We start from the raw sequence: 20,964 nt of genomic DNA, 5'->3' as shown, positions 1-20,964 counted from the left end.
TCTTCCATAGGAGGAACTTGCTAGAAATGTGCCAAACCATGTGATAGACTCTAGTAAATATATATGATCACGCAATTATGTGACAAATGAAGTGGAGGAATGAATAATGGCGGCTCCAAAAATGCGTTCTGACATGATTAAGAAAGGCTTCGATCGTGCGCCTCACCGCAGCTTGCTGCGCGCAGCTGGCGTTAAGGAAGAGGACTTTGATAAACCGTTTATCGCGGTATGCAACTCTTATATCGATATCATTCCTGGTCACGTACATTTGCAGGAATTCGGCAAGCTCGTGAAAGAGGCCATTCGTGAAGCAGGCGGTGTACCGTTTGAATTCAACACGATTGGAGTAGATGATGGTATCGCTATGGGTCATATCGGAATGCGATACTCGCTCCCAAGCCGTGATATAATTGCAGACTCTGTTGAAACAGTCGTTTCTGCACACTGGTTCGACGGGATGGTATGTATTCCGAACTGTGACAAGATCACACCTGGAATGATCATGGGCGCTTTGCGCTGCAACATTCCTACCGTATTTGTCAGCGGCGGACCTATGAAGGCTGGTAAAGATTCCACGGGACGCTCCATCTCGCTCTCCAGCGTATTTGAAGGCGTTGGCGCTTATCAATCCGGTAAGATCGATGATAAAGGCTTATTGGAGCTTGAACAATTCGGCTGTCCTACTTGCGGCTCCTGTTCCGGCATGTTTACAGCCAACTCGATGAACTGCCTTGCAGAAGCGCTCGGCATCGCGCTCCCTGGTAATGGTACGATCCTGGCGGTATCTGAGGATCGCCGCGAGTTCGTTAAACGATCTGCACGTCAATTGATGGAGATCATTAAGAAGGACATCAAGCCGCGTGATATTGTTACACAGGAAGCGATCGATAATGCCTTCGCATTGGATATGGCAATGGGCGGTTCCACGAATACGGTCCTTCATACACTTGCAATCGCATATGAAGCAGGCATCGAATATCCAATCTCCCGCATCAATGAGGTTGCTGCTCGAGTGCCTCATCTGGCAAAGGTAGCTCCTGCTTCTGATTATCATATTGAAGATGTACATGAAGCTGGCGGCGTTAGCGCCGTGCTGAACGAGTTGTTCAAGAAAGAGGGCGCGCTTCACGGCGAATGCATCACGGTAACAGGCAAGACCCTTCGTGAAAATGTGGAAGGCTGCGACATCCTTAACACAGATGTTATCCATTCATTAGATAACCCTCATTCCGAACGCGGCGGATTGGCTGTGCTGTTCGGCAACTTGGCGCCAGAAGGATGTATCGTCAAGGTTGGCGCAGTAGATCCATCTGTTGGCGGACGTCATACAGGCCCTGCAATATGCTTCAACTCACAAGAAGAAGCGCTAGCAGGCATTGCGAATGGTCAAGTTAAAGAAGGCCATGTCGTTGTCATCCGCTACGAAGGGCCTAAAGGCGGACCAGGTATGCCTGAGATGCTTGCGCCAACTTCTCAGATCGTCGGCATGGGGCTAGGTGCCAAGGTTGCACTTATCACAGACGGTCGTTTTTCCGGCGCATCTCGAGGGATCAGCATCGGTCATATCTCGCCGGAAGCTGCGGAAGGCGGTCCTCTCGCATTCGTGAACGATGGCGACATCATTGACCTGGATATGAACAACCGTAAGATTGAGCTTCAAATTTCTGATGAGGAAATGGAACAGCGTCGCGCGAAGTGGGCAGGCTTTGAGCCTAAGGTCAAGACTGGCTACCTTGCTCGTTACTCCAAGCTTGTTACTAACGCCAGCCAAGGCGGCGTATTGAAGATCTAGTTCGTTCCGAATAAGGGCTGAAAGAGCAGACTATTGGTTGCTCCTTCAGCCCTTTAATGTTGTCCATATTCTATATAGTAATGAATAAACACCCCTCATAAGAAGAGAGCTTTACACTCTCTTCTTATGAGGGGTGCTGCATGTAATCTTACTATTAGAACTGTCCCGCAAAGTGACATGCTACAAAGTGATTGCCGCCTGCGTCTTGATACTTCGGAACTTCCTGTTTACATACTTCCTTCGCAAACGGGCAGCGTGTATGGAACTTACAACCCATCGGCGGGTTAGCCGGGCTCGGAATATCGCCCTCAAGTACGATACGTTCTGCTTTGCGGGTCGGATCTGGTACAGGAATCGCGGATAGCAGTGCCTTTGTATAAGGATGCAGCGGATTCTTAAACAACTCTTCACGGGATGCCGTCTCGACCATAGAGCCTAAGTACATAACACCTATACGGTCGCATAAGTGCTCTACGACGGACAAGTCATGTGATATAAACAGATAAGTCAAGTCCTTCTTCTCTTGCAGATCACTCAACAAGTTGATGATCTGTGCCTGAATGGACACGTCAAGCGCAGATACGGGCTCATCCGCTACGATAAATTCCGGATTCATAATCAGTGCGCGAGCAATACCGATACGCTGACGCTGACCGCCAGAGAATTCATGCGGATAACGATCAATATGATAAGGAGCTAACCCGCAGATTGTTAGAATTTCTTTGACTTGATCGCGAATGTCCTTCTTAGAGACGATACCGTGGTCAACAAGTGCCTCGCCGATTGCATCTCCAACCTTAATGCGGGGATTCAATGAGCTGTATGGATCTTGAAATACGAGCTGCATCTTAGGACGCATCTGACGCAGATCACGACGATTCAATTCGTGAATATCCGTGCCTTTAAATTTAACGGTACCGTCTGTTTTCTCAATCAGTCGCAGGATGGTTCGGCCAGTCGTCGATTTACCGCAGCCTGATTCGCCAACAAGACCAAGCGCTTCACCTTTCTGCAAGGTAAAGGAAACATCATCAACAGCTTTGACATGACCAACGGTTCGCTGCCAGATGCCTCCAGTAATAGGGAAGTATTTCTTTAGATTCTGAACTTCCAGCAAAGGTGCCGTCATGATACTTCCCCTCCTTTCTCATATAACCAACATGAAGCTTTATGCTTCTTATCATAGGTTTGCAATGTAGGCTGCTTATCTACGCATATCGCCATGCAGTGCTCACAGCGGTCGTTAAAGTAGCAGTTGTTCCCTAGCTCAATCGGGTTAGGAACCTGTCCAGGTATCGTATACAAACGTTCAATACGCTGATTAATAATTGGCTTCGCTCGCAATAAACCTTGTGTGTATGGATGCTTCGGATTCTGGAACAATTCGATAACCGGTGCTTCCTCAATCACTTTACCAGCATACATAACGACAACATGATCCGCCATCTCTGCCACTACACCGAGATCGTGTGTGATCAACATAATCGATGTCTTGAATTCACTCTTAATATCACGCATCAGATCCAATATTTGAGCCTGAATCGTAACATCAAGCGCGGTTGTAGGTTCATCCGCAATGAGCAATTTAGGATTACAGCTTAGCGCGATCGCAATCATGATCCGTTGACGCATGCCTCCAGATAATTCATGAGGATACGAATCAAAGATTTGCGCTGCACGAGGGATATTGACAAGCTCAATCAATTCGATTGCCCGCTTCTTAGCGTCCTGCTTGCTCATTCCTTTGTGCAAACGAAGCGGCTCCGTAATTTGTTGACCGATCTTAAATACAGGATTAAGCGATGTCATCGGTTCTTGGAAGATCATCGCGATCTCATTTCCTCGAATCTCACGCATTTCTCGCTCTTTAATCTTAAGCAAGTCCTGATCTTTATATAGAATCTGTCCGCCTTCAATCTTACCTGGGTGCGAAATTAATCGCATCAAAGACATCGCTGTTACACTCTTGCCGCAGCCTGATTCACCTACGACACATAGTGTCTCTCCTTCACGAATAGAGAAGCTGACGTCGTTAACAGCTCTTACAACGCCGCCACTGGTGTAGAAGTTTGTTTGCAGGTTTCGAAATTCGACCAATGTATTAGCCATAACGTCCTCCTATTTCTTCGACTTCGGATCAAGAGCATCACGCAGCGCGTCACCCAAAATATTGATCGCTATTACGGTTAAGAATATAAATACACCAGGCGGTATCCACAGCCATGGGCGTTTTCTGAAGTCAATCAAGTTGTTCGCGGCAGCTATCATATTCCCCCAGGAAGGTGTCGGTGGTACAACTCCAACCCCAAGGAAGCTTAGCGTCGACTCGGAAAGGATTGCACCCGCAACCGACAATGTCGCAACAACTATAATGATAGGAATCGTATTCGGCAATAAATGATTGAATATCTTTCTTTTATCACGCAAGCCAAGAACTTCAGCTGCCTGCATAAATTCTTGTTCACGCAGCGCAAGGATCTGTCCGCGAACGAGCCGCGCCAAGCCAGGCCACGAAAAGAAACCTAACAAGAACATGACGACGAAAATACGTTTATCCGGTGGTATCTGAGTATCTGATAGTAGAGTACCCAGAATAATCAAGACAGGCAGACTCGGAATCGACATCATAATATCCGCAAAGCGCATAATGATTGTATCGACCCATCCGCGATAATAACCCGCTAAAGCGCCAAGTACGCTGCCGATTGATACCGACACCAGCATAGAAACGAGACCCACTAATAAAGATATCCGCCCAGCAAGCATAGTGCGCAGTAGAATGTCTCGACCCAGCTTGTCCGTCCCAAACCAGTGAGCCGCTGACGGCGGCTTATTGGCCATTTTAAGATTCATCGTATCGATGCTATAAGGTGAGAAAAATGGACCTATGAAACATACTAAAAACATCATCACGAGCACAACAAGTCCACAAACTGCCAGCTTGTTTCTTCTAAATTGACGTATTGCCAACATCCAAGGGGATGCGGGTCTCGTCTTTGGTGTATTAGCTTCCACGACCGTAGTCGGTGTGTTGGTTACTTGTGACACTGGTCATCCCCCTTTCTATTTCAGTCGAACACGCGGATCTGCGACTCGATACATCAGATCTGCCAAGTAATTACCTAACATGGTCAAGACAGCCAGCAAAACTGTATATCCCATTAGCAAGAAATAGTCTCGAGCTTGCATAGATTTCAAGAATATTTGCCCGATACCCGGCCAATTGAATATGCTCTCGGTTATCATCGCACCTGAGAATAGGGCTGGTAGCTCGAATCCAAGCAAAGTAATGGCTGGCAGCAGAGCGTTCCGAAGCGCGTGCTTGAAGATAACCGTAGAAGGCTTAAGGCCTTTCGCGCGTGCTGTACGAATGTAATCCTGATGAATGACTTCCAGCATGTTCGTCCGGAAGTAACGAGTCAAGCTGCCTACGCTTAATGCTGTCAACACAGATACGGGCAGAATCATATGATTGATCAAATCCGTAAACTTATCCCATCCTGTAGCAGTGCTTCCTGTTGTATACATGCCTCCAATTGGGAACCATGTATGATCTACCGCAAATATCTTAATTGTTAGCAATCCGACGAAGAATGAAGGCAATGCCATCAGAGCAAATACGAGAAATGTGACTGCAGCATCAAAAAAGGAATACTGCCTTATCGCTGAATATACACCCACAAATATCGCTATCGTCCAGGAAAGCACCATTACAACGCATGCTATCATGAATGAATTCCATATGTACGTATTAATAACTTTAGTAACGGGCTGCTTCTGTTGAATGGAAAAACCTAAATCACCTTGGAGCGTATTACCAGCCCATATAAAATACCGTTCATGCAGAGGTTTGTTCATGCCAAACTTCTCTTTCAACTCATCTTTTCGTTCTTGGGAGATGGACTGATTGTTGTCGATGAAATTACCAGGTGTCATCGCAAATAACGTAAACAAGATGATGGAAACACCGATTAATGTTGGAATGATCTGCAGGAATCGTCGAATCGCGTACTGCTTCACATCTGCTCCTCCCTTCTATATAAGCCCAAATGCCCAGCCGTGAACTGGCTGAGCATTTGGCGTATTGCACCTACCTACTTTACGCTAATTACTGGATTTGGATCGTATCTACGCTCTGTACAAAATTCTTGTACGGTGAAATATCGAAGCCTGCAAGACGAGAGTTGATAGCGAACAAGTCTCGGCGTTGATACATGAAGATCATTGGTGCATCTTCGTTAATCAATTGATAGATCTGCTTGAAGTATTCTTTTCTTTCATCCATGTTCAGAGTAGAACCGGCTTTAATCAACAATTCATCAACTTTCGGGTTGCTGTAATTGTTCTTGTTCTGTGAGCCGCCTGTACGGAATGTGCCTTCGCTGCTTTGCGGATCAGGTGTCAAGCCTGCAGCTAGGAACACCATTTCATAGTCGCCTTTGTTGTACTTGTCAAGCAATGCGTTAAAGTCCATTTGGTCAGCTACGAATTCGATACCCAAATCTTTATAGTTCTTAGTTGCTACAGGAATAAGTGCCTCGTTAACTGCGTTTGGTGTAGAAGCAGTGAACTTAATTTTGAACTTCACGCCGTCCTTTTCACGGATGCCGTCAGCGCCGACTTTCCAGCCAGCTTCGTCGAGCATTGCTTTAGCTTTCTCCGTATCGAACTCATATTGATTAACTTCGTTCGTATAGGACCATGATACTTTGGATTGCGGCACGTTGATTACGTCCGCATAGCCTTGGTACACGGCATCAACGATTTCTTGACGGTTCAAACCGATCGTCAATGCTTGACGAACTTTCTTGTCTGTAAATTTAGGATCTTTATTGTTGAATGCAACATAACCGTAACCGTTTGTTGGGTTCAACCAAGTATCTGCGAAACCAAATGCTGCAATTTCATCCAATTGGTCTTGAGAAACGGTTCCGTCAGACAAGTCCGTTTCACCCGTTTGCAGCAATTGAAGTTTTGTCTCATCAGTAGTGGTCTTGAAGATAACATTCTTAATCGGAGGAACACCTTTGTAATAGTGCTCGTTAGCTGTCAAACGCACTTCTTGTCCTGGAAGGTATTCAACAAGCTTGTAAGGACCAGCGCCAACCGGCTTCTGGAACAGGTTACGGATCGTATCAAGGTTGCCCTTCTTATAATCTTTACCGTATACGCTCTTAGGAATCGGTGCGTCACCCAATGTGGCAAGTGCCAAAACTTTAACTTCTGCCAATGTAAATTCAATTGTCTTCTCGTCGATTACTTTAATACCGGAGATGGATTCAGCGTTGCCTTCTTTATACTCTTTAGCGCCTACAAGCGGTGCATACTGCATGATATCAGTAGGGCCATCATAGTTTGGATCATAATATAGTGTTGTTGTGAATGCGATATCTTCAGCTGTTACAGGAGATCCATCACTGAACTTAGCGCCGTCTTTCAGCTTGAAAGTGATGACCTTGCTGTCATCTGATATCGTATAATCAGCCATACCAGGAGCATAAGTTCCATCTTTTTGAACGCTGATCAACTTGGCGAATATTGACTCAACAATGTAAACGTCATATGTAGATTCTGCCCACAGAGGGTTAAATACACCAGAAGGATCTGTGATACCTAAGATCGCAGTGTCTGTGCGGCTTGCTGCTGGTGCAGGATTCAAGCTCTTGTCCGCAGCAGGGATGAGGCCTTCAGTGACCAATTCAGGCTTCTGTTCTTCTTCTTTCTTAGGATCTTCCTTCTTTTCTTCAGTCTTTGGTGCCGTTGTTGTGTCAGGAGTTTTACCTGGATCTGCTGTCTCGCCGCCTCCGCATGCGGAAAGTACTAGTGAGAATGCTAGTACTAAGCTCAGTATCATGAGTAATTTTTTCTTCACGATGTGCCCCCCTAATTTATATTTAATCATAATCTCGTATATCTATAATCACTAGAGTGGTTATAGATACCATTCGCCTCTGCTTATTAGAACACTGGTCAAATGCATACATATGTACACCCTTCCATAAGCAGGAAATGAATATTTTTCTAAATGTTACTTTATATTTATCGTTTTGTAAATCCCTTTCCTAGCTTTCTTGTAAAATTATTTCATATTGAAATGATAACATTTTTTTATCAACTGCTACTCTAAAACCGAACTTACCCTCCCTATTAGCGAATTGATTATTCGGTTTCAGCAAAATAAATAGACATTTGTCGATTCAAGGCGGACAAAAATTTACTCCGTCTTTCATAGGCGTTCATTCAGAAAACCATCATTCATTTGCATACTTATTGCATAACAGCTTCTGCAGACAACAAAAAATAGGCCCCACAATCCTCACAGCATGAAGATTATGGAGCCTATATTAGAATACAACGTTATAAGGCATGAGGCGCTTCGCCTACTCGATGCTCGGATGCATATGAAGTACTTTCCAACATCGGTGTATCGCCCATGTATAATTGACCATATCTTTTCAATAATGTATCAGTTGACATCATGATTGTCTTAGGAATCAGCTGATTCGGCTGCTGGCGCAATCGCCGCTGACCCATCGGATGCATGACACGCATCAGCAATCGTAGATAATGTCTCGTCATCCAGGAAAACAAGCCTTTAGGAAGGTCCCTGACCGTGAATCCAAACTGCTCTGGACCTCTATTGATAAAGCTAACGCCGTACAGCGCCTTGACTTGAGAGCGCAAGCATTCCTGGTGCTGAATATATTCAGCCAGCTCGGGAAGCGCTCGCTCCGTATCTCGGATCATCTGTATAGCAAGCTGCATCGAGCTCCGCGAACGTTTGCCAATCTCGTACAAGCGCTTGTTATCGAAATGAATCTCCATGACCTGATCTTCGGGATTAAGCGCGATTCCATCGTCAAGCACTACCGTTTCACCATGATACGGTCTAATCCGAAAGTGAAACACAGGCGATTCCGTGTTCGTCGTTTTCATTCCGAAAATAAGATGGAACAGCTTCTCGTAGCCGAGCCAGCAGCTAACGGTAAATCGTTTGATGGCAGAAGGGTTCTTTGTTTTATAAGCGTCTGTTTCCTTAATCAGCTCATCAATTCGTATACATTTTAAGTTCTTTTTCTCGGTATCATTCAAGAACCGTTCCAAGGCTATCAGCATATTGCCAGGAGCTTCCGGATCAGCCCCAAGCGTCACGCCGCAATCGTGCAGCAGCAGAACTTCACCCGCGCGGCAGCGTTTCTTCATTCGTTTATAGAGCCTCTCTGCTCCAAGCTTCTTGCGCCAGTCTCCAAATAGAACTGACCATAGAATAATGTGAATATGACCCATATTGCCGAAGTCAAATAAATTAACTACTCCCCACGGCGGGCGGTAATAAACTGCCGGCTTTCCTGTTACTTGCTCGATGATGTCAGATGTCTGCTTGATGTGACGTTTAACCGTCTTGGGTCTCATAATCCAATTGGATTTATGAACATAATTATGAATACCGATCAGGTGACCTTCATCATGCATCCGCTGCAGCAGCTCCGGATGCTTCTCCGCTTGTATACCTACGACAAAAAATGTCGCTTTCGCATTATGCTTCTTCAGCATATCCAACAGCTGTGCTGTATACACCGGGTCCGGTCCATCATCGAAAGTTAGAGCAAGTGATTGTGATACCTTTCCTCTCTTAAACACGCGAAATCCGAAGAGTCGGCTCACAATACCAGGAAGGAACGCATAGAACGTTAGGAAGTAAAAAGTCCATAACAGTAATAATTCCATCCACTTTCCTCGTTTCTATTTTTCGTTTTTATCTACATTCATTGTAACATATCATCCAATAAAAATAGACATTACAAATCCATTTCATGTACAATATGTTAAGCCTATAAGATGTTATACGTGATTAGAGCGATAAAGGAGTCATGTCCATGTTAGCTTTTTATCAAAAATATTGGAGAACGGCATTTGATATTGGTCTCATTGTATTAACGGTTTATCTTACTATGTTTGCATTCAGTTCATTGTATGCAATTGCGGCACCGATATTTTTGGCGCTTATCATCTTCTGGATCATTGAGCCTTTTGCCGCTTTTCTCAACAGAAAAGGATTGAAGAAGTTCTTGGCATCCGCTATATCGATCATGCTGTTTGTTCTGATCATAGTAGCTGCGCTTATCGGAGCTGGTGTCATATTTACGAATCAGATCGATGACTTGATCAGAAATATTCCAGATTATCGTGATATTCTGGTCAGCGAGTCGGGCAAGATCGCCTCATATCTCGAGTCTAAGTACGAAGCATTGCCTGATGATGTAGCCATACGCATCAAAACATTCGTCTCTGATGCGGCGTTATGGATTATGAAATGGTTTAATCTCTTTTTAAGTGCTCTCATCGCACAGGTAACCGTATTCTCAGGCTTCATATTCAAGTTTGGAATCGGGATCGTGCTCGCCTACTTCTTAAGCACTGAGATTGAAACATGGCGCAAAGTCGCCGCTGAGAAGACACCGCGTACCTTTAAGAAGGCATTTCATTTTCTTAAGGAAAATGTATTCCGCGGGCTAGGTATTTACCTAAAATCGCAGTTGAAGCTCATATCCGTTACATTTACGCTTGTATTCATCTCGCTCTTGCTATTGGATGTAAGCAACGCATTTTCGATCGCGCTGTTATCAGCGTTATTCGACATACTGCCCGTGCTTGGCGTTCCGGTCATCTTCGTTCCCTGGGCGCTCTACTGTTTCATAGTAGGCAACGTGTGGAAAGGTATCATGCTTCTCGTCATCCTTGCTGTTGTGATGACCACTCGTCAGATACTGGAACCTAAGATTACAGGCAAATCGCTTGACGTATCTGCATTTACCATGCTGTCGTTCATGATTATCTCCATGTCATTGTTCGGCGTTGCGGGACTGATCTTATCGCCGATTCTGTTGATCTTAGTTAAGGCCTTGTATGATCAAGGATATCTGAAGCGTTGGATACGAATGCCGCAAGAGGAATTTGACTCTAATCCGCTGGCTCCAGAAGCAACGACGGTGGATCATACTTCAGATAGCAAATAGATCATATCCACAAGCAGCCCGTCAGACATCATATGTTTGACGGGCTATTTGCATGCTCTTTAAAAGATCTATTTATCATATTCAGCAAGGGACTTCATTACTTGTTTGAATGCCGCTGTCGCTCGGTTGCGTCCTGAAGATGTTTCGTCCTCAGAAACGACAGTCACAGCATAACGCGGCTTGCTCGTTGGACCATAGCCTACAAACCAAGTATGCAGCTGCTCTGTTCCGTATGCACCCGCCTGCGCCGTACCGCTCTTTCCAGCCAGCGGCCATACACTGTCTTGCAATATGCTCCCTGTTCCATCCGTTACCGTTAAGCGCATCCACTTCAAGAGCAGCTTCGCCGTTTGCTGCCGCAGCCTCATCTCCGTGCGCGGCTTCGCTGGAAAGCTCACTATTGAACCCCCTTTCGCATCCTCGATCCTGGATACAAGCCGCGGATTGCCATAGGCGCCTCCTTGTATGAGCGTAACAACCGCATTCGCAGCTGCAAGCGGCGTTATGCGTACATCTCTCTGGCCTATAGCCGTTTGCGCTCGAATACCTCCATCCGTGACAACGAGACCTAGCTGATTGCGCAAGAATACATGCCCCGCTTGCTCACCGTCGAAGTGAGCCAAGGCTTCATGGCCTAACACATCGTTAGATACCATGCCAACTGTTCCAGTCAGCCCTAACTGTGCCGCGTATTGCTCGATTTCCTTTGAGCTCAATCGCTCCCCTAATTGCGCAAAGACTACGTTGCAGGACTGCGCAAATGCTTCTTCCAATGTAATATTTCCATGACCGCCTTTCTTCCAGCAAGCCAAACCGTATTTGTGATAATGGCCATCACAATGAAATACCTCCCGCTTGCTGGTCACACCCGTTTCGAGAGCTGCTGCCGCGATGGCCAACTTGAATACGGAGCCTGGGGCGATAGCTTGAACTGCTTGATTGTTCCAATTGCTGCTGTCCGGCTCGATATGATTCGGATTATAAGCTGGCCTCGATTCCATGGCCACAACATCTCGCGTCTTAGCATCGAGTACAACTATCGCACCCTTCTTGATATCGAACTGATCCATAATACGAGCCATTTCCTGTTGAAGCTTCATATCGATCGTCGTCACGAGACGCAACGGATAATAGGGGTTCTTATCCTGACTCAGCCTTACACCCAACCCCTGCATCGGACTGCCAGCAGCATCTGTATAATGCACATATGTAGAGGGCTTGACCGGCATCAGCAGCCCGTCGAAGGAACGTTCCAGTCCATATGCCCCCTCCTGACGAACATGCGAGTGCGTCGATTGCAGCGTCTCTTGGAGCATGCTCGTATATCCAATCCAATGAGGAGTATGCTCTCCCATAGGATATGGCACGGTGTAGGGGAGCACCTGAACACCACTCCAGTTCCTGCTGCTAAGAAAATTCGCTTCCTCATTTGTTATAGAGCGCACGCTCTTGCTGTCAGCAGAATCTCGCCAGATGATCGGCTCTCCCGCTTCTGCCCAGCGCTTCTTCAATGAATCGGCATCCACATTCAGCAGGCGGCTTAACCCGCGAACTGCTTCAGTCTGAATAGCTGCCTCATGCAGCGGAAAGAGAATTAAGGCTCGCACGGTCTGACCTGTAAAATACTGACCGTTGCGATCCACAATTCTTCCTCGCCCTTCATCCAGAACAACGCCTCTTTCGCGTTGAATGACGGATTGCCGAATCAACGTGTGAGGATCATGCGGCAAAGCGCGATGAACATCAATGAATTGCAGCCACGCGATTCTGCAAGTAAACGCAAGTAAAACGGCAGAGATGGTCAGCGTAACCCAATGTATTCGAATCCAGCGATTCAACCGCTCAACGGCGGGATTTATTTTCATCGTGATCACAGTTCCTTCTCATACAAATTACAGCATGTCGTCGTATGTATCTCTAATTAAAAGTAATGATAGATATCCACATTAGCAGTATGATCATGCATGAAAACGTGCAAACCTTAGATTGGTCAAAATCTTCATTTCTAACTAAATGGCAGATATGTAAAAAGGGGCGGTCTTAAAAGACTCGATCAGCGGTTTTTTATCCGATAGCACATACGGTGACAGCAAGGTCGTATGATCCGCGCTTGAACGGACACAGGGGCCGCTATTTCATGATTCAGGGGTATTTTTTGAGGGCTTGCGGACTCAGATGACGCTATTTGCTACAAAACTAGCACTAAACTGCTTATTCAGGTCAAATAACGGCTCTACGGTCCGCTAGCATGACGAATTAGTGGTGTTTGCTGCAAATAGCGGCTCGTGTGTCCGCTCACGGCACTTGTAGATAGCTATCGATTTTATCGAACAGCTTGACGCCACAACCGCATCGGCGAGTCGAAAAACAAGGGGCTTTCCCAGGTAGAAAAAATCTACTTTTGGGACAGCCCCTCATTCATCTTGCTAATATCTATTTTTTGACTCAAGCACTTAATTTCGAGCTTTGGTTAACGATTTTTCTTGCGCATCATATCAAAGTAATGAACCGGCTCATTTACCTTGATCTTTACTAATTGCAGCGGATGGCGAGCCGCATCCAATTCATTGCCTTCCGTATCCCAGATCTTCTCAACAGTCTGTTTGAAGAATGTGCCGTTAGGTCCGAAGAACTCCACTTCAGCACCAGGCTTGAAGTTGTTGCGCTGCTGAATTGTTGCCATACCCGTCTCTGCATCGTAATCCATGACAAGACCCGCAAAGTCATATGGCACAGCCTTCTGTTCAGGCTCATAGATATGATCTTCATGGTCAGGCTCTTCGTAGAAGAAGCCAGTGTTGACAGGTCGGTTGGCTGCCTTACTGATCTCTTCGATCCATTCCGGCTTCAAGACATAATGTTCTGGATCAGCCATATAGGAATCTATGATCTGACGATAAACATTAACAACTGTTGCCACGTAGTGGATCGATTTCATTCGGCCTTCAACCTTAAAGCTGTCTACTCCCGCATCGATTAGATCCGGCAGGTGTTCCACCATGCACAGATCCTTAGAGCTCATGGAGAATGGATTCTGCTCTTCCTTGAATAACGGAAGCTGTGTAATGCCGACACGGAAGTGCTCTATCGCAGGATCAGCCGAAGCTTCTTCCGCTGTCACGATATCATTCAATTCTGGTCTGGCATCCTCGAACAGATCATATTTCCAGCGGCAGGATTGGCAGCAGCCTCCCCGATTCGAGTCACGGTCCGTAAAGTGATTGGACAGCGTGCAGCGTCCGGAATAGGAAGAACACATCGCGCCGTGAATGAACGCTTCGACCTCGACATCCACATGCTCCTTGATCTCAGCGATCTCATCCATGCTCGTCTCACGCGCTAATACAACGCGAGGCGCACCTTCGTCTTTCCAGAATTGCACGGTTTGCCAGTTCGCAACGGACTGCTGCGTGCTGACATGCACTTCAAGACCGGGCACAGCGCGCTGAGCCGTCTCGATTATAATCGGGTCGGCAGCAATGATAGCGCTGATGCCAGCCTCGTATAGATTCTTCAAATATTCTTCAATACCGTCTAGATCTTCGTTATGGGAGTAAATATTCGTTGCTACGAACACTTTAGCTCCGTATTTCTTCGCAAACTCGACCCCTTCACGCATTTCCTCAAAGCTGAAGTTGTCAGCGTTGGAACGCAAGCCGTAGCTCTGACCGCCAATGTAAACCGCATCGGCACCGTAATGTATGGCAAACTTCAATTTTTCCAAATTGCCTGCAGGCGCTAGCAGTTCGGGCTTGTCGAGACGGTACCGCTTGCCGTTGTATTTTCGTTTTGTGTGGGTGCTCATCTGCATCAAGCCTCCTTCTTAATACACTTGTTCTTTATAGAAGAATCCGAATGTCAATTCACGCTCCGGATCCTGTACTTTGCGAATTCGTTCCATCCATTCAGGCTGGAAAGCATATCCCTTCGGATCGGCCGCATAGGCATCGATCGCTGTACGGTATACATTAACGACGACTTCATTATAGGCTAACGGCTTATAGAAGCCTTCAACCTTGAAGCTGTCAATTCCGCTTGCCATCAGCATATGCAAATCTTCCAGTATGCACATGTCATCGGAACTCATGATATGAGTTCCATTCTCATCCTCATAGATCGGAAAGCGCTCATCTTGACGCTCTTCCTCAATGAGAAACATCTTGCGGCCTTTGTCAACATTAGATGTCTCGTCAACTCGACCTGTATGCCGCATGTAATGCTGTAGCAGATGGCGCTTGGAGTGATAAATATTCGTCATGCCGTGCACCTGCACTTCAACTTCCATATCAGGCAGATTGCGCTTCATCTCCAGCAGTTCATCCATATTAAGCTCACGAGCAGCAACGATGCGGCTCGCACCGCGCTTCTGCCAGTAACGGGCAGTCGCGTGGTTCGTGGATGTCATCTCCGCATTCCAGTGCAGCTTCGTATTCGGAGCTGACTGCTTCACAGTCATGAGCACAGCAGGGTCGCCATATACGATGGCGTCCACACCAATTCGCTCCAGCTCCTGCAGGTAGGCAGGAAGCTCCTTCAATGCATCATTGTGCAATATATTGTTCACAGCGACATACAGCTTGGCGCCGCGCTCACGGACTACAGCCATAGCTTGTTCAATCTGTTCCAGCTTCATTTCGCCAGGCATGCGCATTCCATACTTCGACTCACCGACGATAACGGCGTCGGCGCCCGCTTGTATCAGTCGCTCAATCTCATGAATCGAGCCTGCCGATATTAACAGTTCAGGTTTCTGTGTCATTATAACTCACCACTTTATTGTTTACTTTTCTGGATATTCTTCTCGTGTTCAGCAAAAGTCTTGGCAAACAAATGAGTGTTGCTTCCATCCTTCTTCGTCACATAGAACAAATATTCCGATGCCTCCGGCTTCAAAGCTGCTTCAATTGAGGCTAAGCTTGGATTCGCGATCGGTCCCGGCGGCAGACCATCAATCTTGTAGGTATTGTACGGAGAATCGATCTCCAGATCTTTATAATATAATCTTTCCTTAGGCTCGTCGAGTGCATACTGAACCGTCGCGTCAATCTGAAGCTTCATCCCCTGGTCGATTCGGTTGTAGATAACTCCCGCTACGAGCGCTCGTTCTTCGTCCACGACCACTTCACGTTCGATAAGCGATGCAACTGTCAGAAGCCCGTTCAGATCCAAACCGCGCTGCTTCATGTCAGCTTCCCAATTCGGTATCGAGGCGATTCGCTTCTCCATTTCCTGCAGCATTCGATTGACGATATCCTCCGCAGTGCTGCCGACCTTCATCTCATAAGTTGATGGAAAGAGATAGCCCTCAAGCGGATGTTTGGACTGTTTGTAAGGTACTGCGCCATACGGAAGCTTGCCTGATGCCTGAATCTGTTCAGCAGCCTTCAAGAACTCATCCTTCGTCACGATGCCTTCTTCATTCAGCTTGTCCGCAATCTGCTCTACGGTATACCCTTCTGGTATCGTAAATCGCACCATCTCTTCTTTCACGACATCACCTGCGTTGAGCTTAGCAATAATCTCCTCATAGGTCATGCCGGGCCGGAAATCGTAGGTGCCCGCTTGGAACTTAGAGCCTTCTTGATGATATTTCAAGTATCCCTTGAATAATAAGCCATTCTTAATAATGCCGTTTGTTTCTAACTGATCCGCAATGGTCGATATGACCGAGCCGGACTCAATCTCAACACGCACCGCTTGCTCTTGCTGCGGCGTTGGCTGCATCTCATTCCAGGCATACCATGTTCCCCCCGCTGTAAGAAGCACCAACAGTCCGATTATGATAAGAAATATTTTCATACCTGTCTTCATCCCATCACACTCCTACACATGCCGAAAACGGCTTTGCCGTCCAATAGACCGGACAAGAGCCGTTTTCTGTATCATTCCGCGATATACGTTCAACGAAAGAACACTGTTGTCTATGACATCACTCGTTAGCCGTCTAACTCTTCCGAGTATGCCATCTCATCGTACTGCTCCATGACGTCTTCCCATTCTTCGTCTTCTTCAATCGTTTCCAGCTGCCATCCGCCGTTCTGATCGGGCGTAATGCGCAATACATCAGCGTCCTCTTCTCCATCAACGGACTGCACGACGGCATATGCTTTGCCATTGTATTCAAACTCCGCCAATAGGTCATAGGTGCGCGTAAGTCCTTGTTCATCCGTCATCTCGAGCGAGCTGCCATAGGCAGTAGACAATCGATCGATAAATTGGATTCCTTCACGTTCTGCCACGATTAGTTCTCCTCTTCCATATCGACAAGTGTGTTAAATGTTTCTTCGACAACGTTCCACTCTTCTTCATCTTCGATGATGAACAGCTTAAGATCGTCGCCTTCTTCTTCATAACGGAAAGCATAAACCTCATCCGCTTCATCATCTTCGGAATCTACAGGTACAACCATCATGTATTTGCTGTCTGAACCGTCAACCTCGAATTTCATGATGACTTCGAATTCTTCCTCATTTCCTTCATCATCCGGGATGTAAATGATTTCTGGCTCGTCATACGCTTGTTTGTCTTGTGTCATCGCTAACCCCTCACCTTCTAGATTGATAGTCGAGATATGTTTGTAAAATAATAGTTGCCGCCATCTTATCGACAACTTGTCTGCGCTTCTTGCGGCTGACATCAGCCTCAATTAAAGTCCGCTCCGCAGATACGGTGCTTAAGCGCTCATCCCACAGGTGAACAGGTAGCCCAAACTTATGCTGCAGCGTTTCGGCAAATGCCTTGCTCAGTTCACCGCGAGGACCGATCGTGCCATTCATATTCTTCGGCATACCGAGTACAATCTCCTCTACCCCGTGCTCATGGATGATCGTTTCGAGCCGACGCAATACTTCGTCGTCGTCGCGTCGAACGATAACTTCCACTCCTTGAGCCGTCCAGCCGAAGGCATCGCTAATGGCAACCCCGATCTTGCGGTCACCGTAATCCAAGCCTAAAATCTTCATCATCGTCTCCTATTGCTCTTGTTCACCATCACGCAATGTGCAGACTCGCCTCAGGAAGAGACAAGTCTGCATTATCCTCATCGATGATGGCTCAGGTAGAACCGGACCAACTCTTCAATCAGCTCATCCCGCTCTTTCTTACGCACAAGACTTCGAGCGTTGTTATGACGCGGAATATAAGCAGGATCTCCCGAGAGGAGGTAGCCGACGATTTGATTAATAGGATTGTACTCCTTCTCTACAAGCGCATCATAGACAGATAACAGTATATCTTGACTTGACGCTGCTTGCTCATCGGGCTGAACGCTAAACTTCATCGTTTTATCCATGGAACTCATCGTCGTCACCTCGCTTTACTCTTATCATAACACATACCCTGTCAAACTAAAAAATATTCCTCGGATTGTCACAATTATCCAATCGATTGTTCACTGACCAGCTTCTCGACGAGCGCGAGCGCCTCATTCAGCTTATCCGCATTTTTACCGCCAGCTTGAGCCATATCTGGACGGCCGCCTCCGCCGCCGCCGGCAACAGATGCGATTTCTTTAATCATTTTTCCCGCATGGTAGCCTTGTTTAACCAATTCTGCTGGAACGGATACAACAAAGTTTACTTTGCCCTCATGAGCTGCTCCCAACACGATGATCGCAGCAGGCAGCTTCGACTTCAGCTCATCCGCTGTCGTACGGAGCGCATCCATACCGCTTGCGTTCACTGCTGCCGCAAGCACTTGTACACCCGCAACGGTACGAACTTGATCCGTCAAGCTTCCCGCTTCGATGCTGGACAGCTTCGTTTTCAAAGATTCGTTCTCGCGTGCAAGCTCTTTCTCACGCGCAAACATCGCCTCAACGCGTTTCGGCACATCATTCACGTTGGATTTAAGCAAAGTTGCGGCATGCTTAAGCAGTTCCAATTGGCTCTCCATATATTGATACGCATGACGACCCGTTACGGCTTCAATTCTTCGTACACCAGATCCGATCCCGCTCTCGCTGACAATCTTGAACAGCCCGATCTCGGATGTATTGCTGACGTGACAGCCGCCGCACAGCTCGATGCTGTACGATCCGACTTGAACGACGCGCACTACATCGCCGTACTTCTCGCCAAACAACGCCATAGCGCCCATTGCCTTAGCTTCATCAACATTTTTCTGCTCAATGTTAACCCGTGTTCCCTTCCAGATCTGCTCGTTGACACGACGCTCGATGTCTTGAAGCTCTTCAGGCTGAATGCTTCCCAGCTGGGTGAAGTCAAAGCGCAAGCGATCAGGCTCGACGAGAGATCCCGCTTGATTGACATGCTCACCAAGCACATCCTTCAACGCGCGGTGCATCAGATGTGTCGCTGTATGGTTCTTCACAAGATCCTCACGCTCTGCGCGGTTAACAGCAGCTTGCAGCGTCATTCCAACAGAGATTACACCAGATTCAACTTGTACGACATGCACATGCTGACCATGCGGCGCTTTCTTGACATCCGTCACTTCAGCCTTCATATCTGCGGAATGCAAGGATCCATTGTCGCTTACTTGACCGCCGCTCTCGGCATAGAACGGAGTACGGTCGAGTATGATCTGAGCCGTGCGTCCGGGTTCAACGGATTCAACAAGCGCATCGTCAACGATAATCGCAATGACCTTAGCATTGACAACATTCAATTCATCGTATCCGACGAACTCGCTCTTATCTGTCAATTCCGCAAGCGGACCGCCTTGAACCTTCATGCTCTCCGATTCCTGACGTGCGGAGCGAGCGCGTTCACGCTGCTCTTCCATCGCGCGATCGAAGCCTTCGCGATCGACAGTCAAGCCATGCTCAGCCGCATATTCTTCTGTCAGATCGAACGGGAAGCCGTAGGTATCGTACAGCTTGAATGCCTCAGCACCATTAATTTGCGTGCGGCCTTCTTGCTTCGCGGACTCTGCCATCTGCGACAGAATAGCCAATCCGTCTGTCAGCGTTTCATGGAAACGCTCCTCTTCGTTCTTCACGACCTTCTCGATGAATTCGCGCTTCTCTACAACTTCTGGATAGTACGAGCCCATCACATCGCCCACAGTCTTCACGAGCTCCACCATAAATGGACGCTCGATGCCTAGCATCTTGCCGTAACGCACCGCGCGGCGCAACAAACGGCGAATGACGTAGCCGCGGCCTTCATTGGATGGCAGAACCCCGTCGCCCGCTGCAAACACAACGGTGCGGATGTGGTCAGCGATAACCTTGAACGCGACGTCCCACTCTTCCTTCTCTTTGTATTTCACACCAGCGATGCGGCTCGTAGCTTCAATAATCGGCATGAAAATGTCCGTATCGAAGTTCGAATCCACATCCTGCAGGATGGAAGCGAAGCGCTCAAGACCAGCGCCTGTATCGATATTCTTATTCGGAAGCGGCGTGTAGCTGCCGTCCTTATTGTGATTGAACTGTGAAAATACTAAGTTCCATACTTCCAGGTAGCGCTCATTCTCGCCGCTTGGATAGTTCTCTGGATCGTCAGGATCACCGTAGGACTCGCCGCGATCGTAGAAGATCTCCGTACAAGGACCGCAAGGACCCTCGCCGATATCCCAGAAATTATCCTCTGTCTTAATAATGCGTTCAGCAGGAATACCGATCTTCTCATTCCAGTAGCGATATGCTTCCTCATCTTCAGGGAATACCGTCACATACAAGCGGTTCGGATCAAAGCCGATCCATTCCTTGCTAGTGAGAAACTCCCAAGCCCATGTAATAACTTCTTCCTTAAAGTAGTCTCCGATCGAGAAATTCCCGAGCATCTCGAAGAACGTATGGTGGCGGCGTGTCTTGCCGACATTCTCAATGTCGTTCGTACGGATACACTTCTGTGAGTTGGCGATACGCGGATTGTCCGGCTTCACGCGTCCGTCAAAATACGGCTTCAACGGTGCCATACCCGCATTGATCCAGAGCAAGGAAGGATCGTTATGCGGAACAAGAGATGCGCTCGGCTCCAGATGATGAGCCTTGCTTTCGAAAAATGCTAACCACTTTGCGCGAATATCACTAGCTTTCATGTATTAAGAGCCTCCTGAATGTAGAATAATTACGAGATCTCCCCGTAATACCCCTATATAAAAATAAATCGCCCCTGTATATACAGGGACGATTATAATCGCGGTACCACCCTAGTTATCGCCTCATCAGATACGGACCAGCAATAA

17 protein-coding genes are annotated in these 20,964 nt (G+C 47.1%); 2 read left to right on the top strand and 15 right to left on the bottom strand.

The genetic code is table 11. The features are described from left to right. The first annotated feature begins 106 nt into the window (after positions 1 to 106). Positions 107 to 1,792, top strand: a complete 1,686-nt coding sequence (ilvD, locus tag AC3WTP_RS18730) for a dihydroxy-acid dehydratase (protein WP_492396151.1) — start codon at positions 107 to 109, stop codon at positions 1,790 to 1,792. A gap of 154 nt (positions 1,793 to 1,946) precedes the next feature. Here the strand turns inward: ilvD and AC3WTP_RS18725 are convergent, their stop codons facing one another. The 6 genes from AC3WTP_RS18725 to AC3WTP_RS18700 form a co-directional block, all read right to left on the bottom strand. Further along, the gene (locus tag AC3WTP_RS18725) at positions 1,947 to 2,921 is read right to left on the bottom strand and encodes an ABC transporter ATP-binding protein (protein ID WP_492396150.1); all 975 of its coding nucleotides are present in this window, start codon (positions 2,919 to 2,921) and stop codon (positions 1,947 to 1,949) included. Further along, a complete protein-coding gene (locus AC3WTP_RS18720; protein ID WP_492396149.1) occupies positions 2,918 to 3,901 on the bottom strand; it encodes an ABC transporter ATP-binding protein in 984 nt (327 codons plus the stop codon). Before AC3WTP_RS18720 ends, AC3WTP_RS18725 begins: the two co-directional genes overlap by 4 nt. 9 nt (positions 3,902 to 3,910) lie before the next feature. Then, on the bottom strand, positions 3,911 to 4,765 hold the full coding sequence (gene opp4C / locus AC3WTP_RS18715; protein ID WP_492396175.1) for an oligopeptide ABC transporter permease: 855 nt from the start codon (positions 4,763 to 4,765) through the stop codon (positions 3,911 to 3,913). Positions 4,766 to 4,855: 90 nt separating this feature from the next. After that, positions 4,856 to 5,812, bottom strand: coding sequence for an ABC transporter permease (locus tag AC3WTP_RS18710; protein WP_492396148.1), 957 nt, complete (start codon positions 5,810 to 5,812; stop codon positions 4,856 to 4,858). A gap of 88 nt (positions 5,813 to 5,900) precedes the next feature. Continuing rightward, complete coding sequence (locus tag AC3WTP_RS18705) at positions 5,901 to 7,664, bottom strand: ABC transporter substrate-binding protein (protein WP_492396147.1); 1,764 nt, start codon at positions 7,662 to 7,664, stop codon at positions 5,901 to 5,903. A gap of 485 nt (positions 7,665 to 8,149) precedes the next feature. Then, on the bottom strand, positions 8,150 to 9,520 hold the full coding sequence (locus AC3WTP_RS18700) for a polysaccharide deacetylase family protein (RefSeq protein ID WP_492396146.1): 1,371 nt from the start codon (positions 9,518 to 9,520) through the stop codon (positions 8,150 to 8,152). 149 nt (positions 9,521 to 9,669) lie between these two features. On the opposite strand from AC3WTP_RS18700, the gene AC3WTP_RS18695 reads away from it, so the two are divergent. Beyond that, on the top strand, positions 9,670 to 10,809 hold the full coding sequence (locus AC3WTP_RS18695) for an AI-2E family transporter (protein WP_492396145.1): 1,140 nt from the start codon (positions 9,670 to 9,672) through the stop codon (positions 10,807 to 10,809). 68 nt (positions 10,810 to 10,877) lie between these two features. Here AC3WTP_RS18695 and AC3WTP_RS18690 read toward each other — a convergent pair whose 3' ends face one another. The 9 genes from AC3WTP_RS18690 to alaS form a co-directional block, all read right to left on the bottom strand. Further along, a complete protein-coding gene (locus tag AC3WTP_RS18690) occupies positions 10,878 to 12,674 on the bottom strand; it encodes a peptidoglycan D,D-transpeptidase FtsI family protein (RefSeq protein ID WP_492396144.1) in 1,797 nt (598 codons plus the stop codon). Between the two features lie 605 nt (positions 12,675 to 13,279). Then, positions 13,280 to 14,614 (bottom strand): peptidase U32 family protein, encoded by a 1,335-nt coding sequence (locus tag AC3WTP_RS18685; protein ID WP_492396143.1) that lies wholly within the window; start codon positions 14,612 to 14,614, stop codon positions 13,280 to 13,282. An 18-nt stretch (positions 14,615 to 14,632) separates the two neighbouring features. After that, on the bottom strand, positions 14,633 to 15,568 hold the full coding sequence (locus AC3WTP_RS18680) for a peptidase U32 family protein (RefSeq protein WP_492396142.1): 936 nt from the start codon (positions 15,566 to 15,568) through the stop codon (positions 14,633 to 14,635). 14 nt (positions 15,569 to 15,582) lie between these two features. Continuing rightward, positions 15,583 to 16,620, bottom strand: coding sequence for an endolytic transglycosylase MltG (gene mltG / locus AC3WTP_RS18675; protein WP_492396141.1), 1,038 nt, complete (start codon positions 16,618 to 16,620; stop codon positions 15,583 to 15,585). Positions 16,621 to 16,745: 125 nt separating this feature from the next. Then, complete coding sequence (locus tag AC3WTP_RS18670; protein WP_492396140.1) at positions 16,746 to 17,048, bottom strand: DUF1292 domain-containing protein; 303 nt, start codon at positions 17,046 to 17,048, stop codon at positions 16,746 to 16,748. A 2-nt stretch (positions 17,049 to 17,050) separates the two neighbouring features. After that, positions 17,051 to 17,344 (bottom strand): DUF1292 domain-containing protein, encoded by a 294-nt coding sequence (locus tag AC3WTP_RS18665; protein ID WP_492396139.1) that lies wholly within the window; start codon positions 17,342 to 17,344, stop codon positions 17,051 to 17,053. A gap of 10 nt (positions 17,345 to 17,354) precedes the next feature. Further along, entirely contained in the window at positions 17,355 to 17,771 is a 417-nt protein-coding gene (gene ruvX, locus AC3WTP_RS18660) for a Holliday junction resolvase RuvX (protein WP_492396174.1), read from the bottom strand. A gap of 77 nt (positions 17,772 to 17,848) precedes the next feature. Beyond that, a complete protein-coding gene (locus tag AC3WTP_RS18655) occupies positions 17,849 to 18,109 on the bottom strand; it encodes an IreB family regulatory phosphoprotein (RefSeq protein WP_492396138.1) in 261 nt (86 codons plus the stop codon). 74 nt (positions 18,110 to 18,183) lie between these two features. After that, positions 18,184 to 20,817, bottom strand: a complete 2,634-nt coding sequence (gene alaS / locus AC3WTP_RS18650; RefSeq protein WP_492396137.1) for an alanine--tRNA ligase — start codon at positions 20,815 to 20,817, stop codon at positions 18,184 to 18,186. Between the last annotated feature and the right edge of the window lie 147 nt (positions 20,818 to 20,964).

The organism is Paenibacillus sp. EB106-04-04-XG159 (genome assembly GCF_058791835.1).
This window is presented reverse-complemented; position numbering and strand designations above follow the sequence as displayed.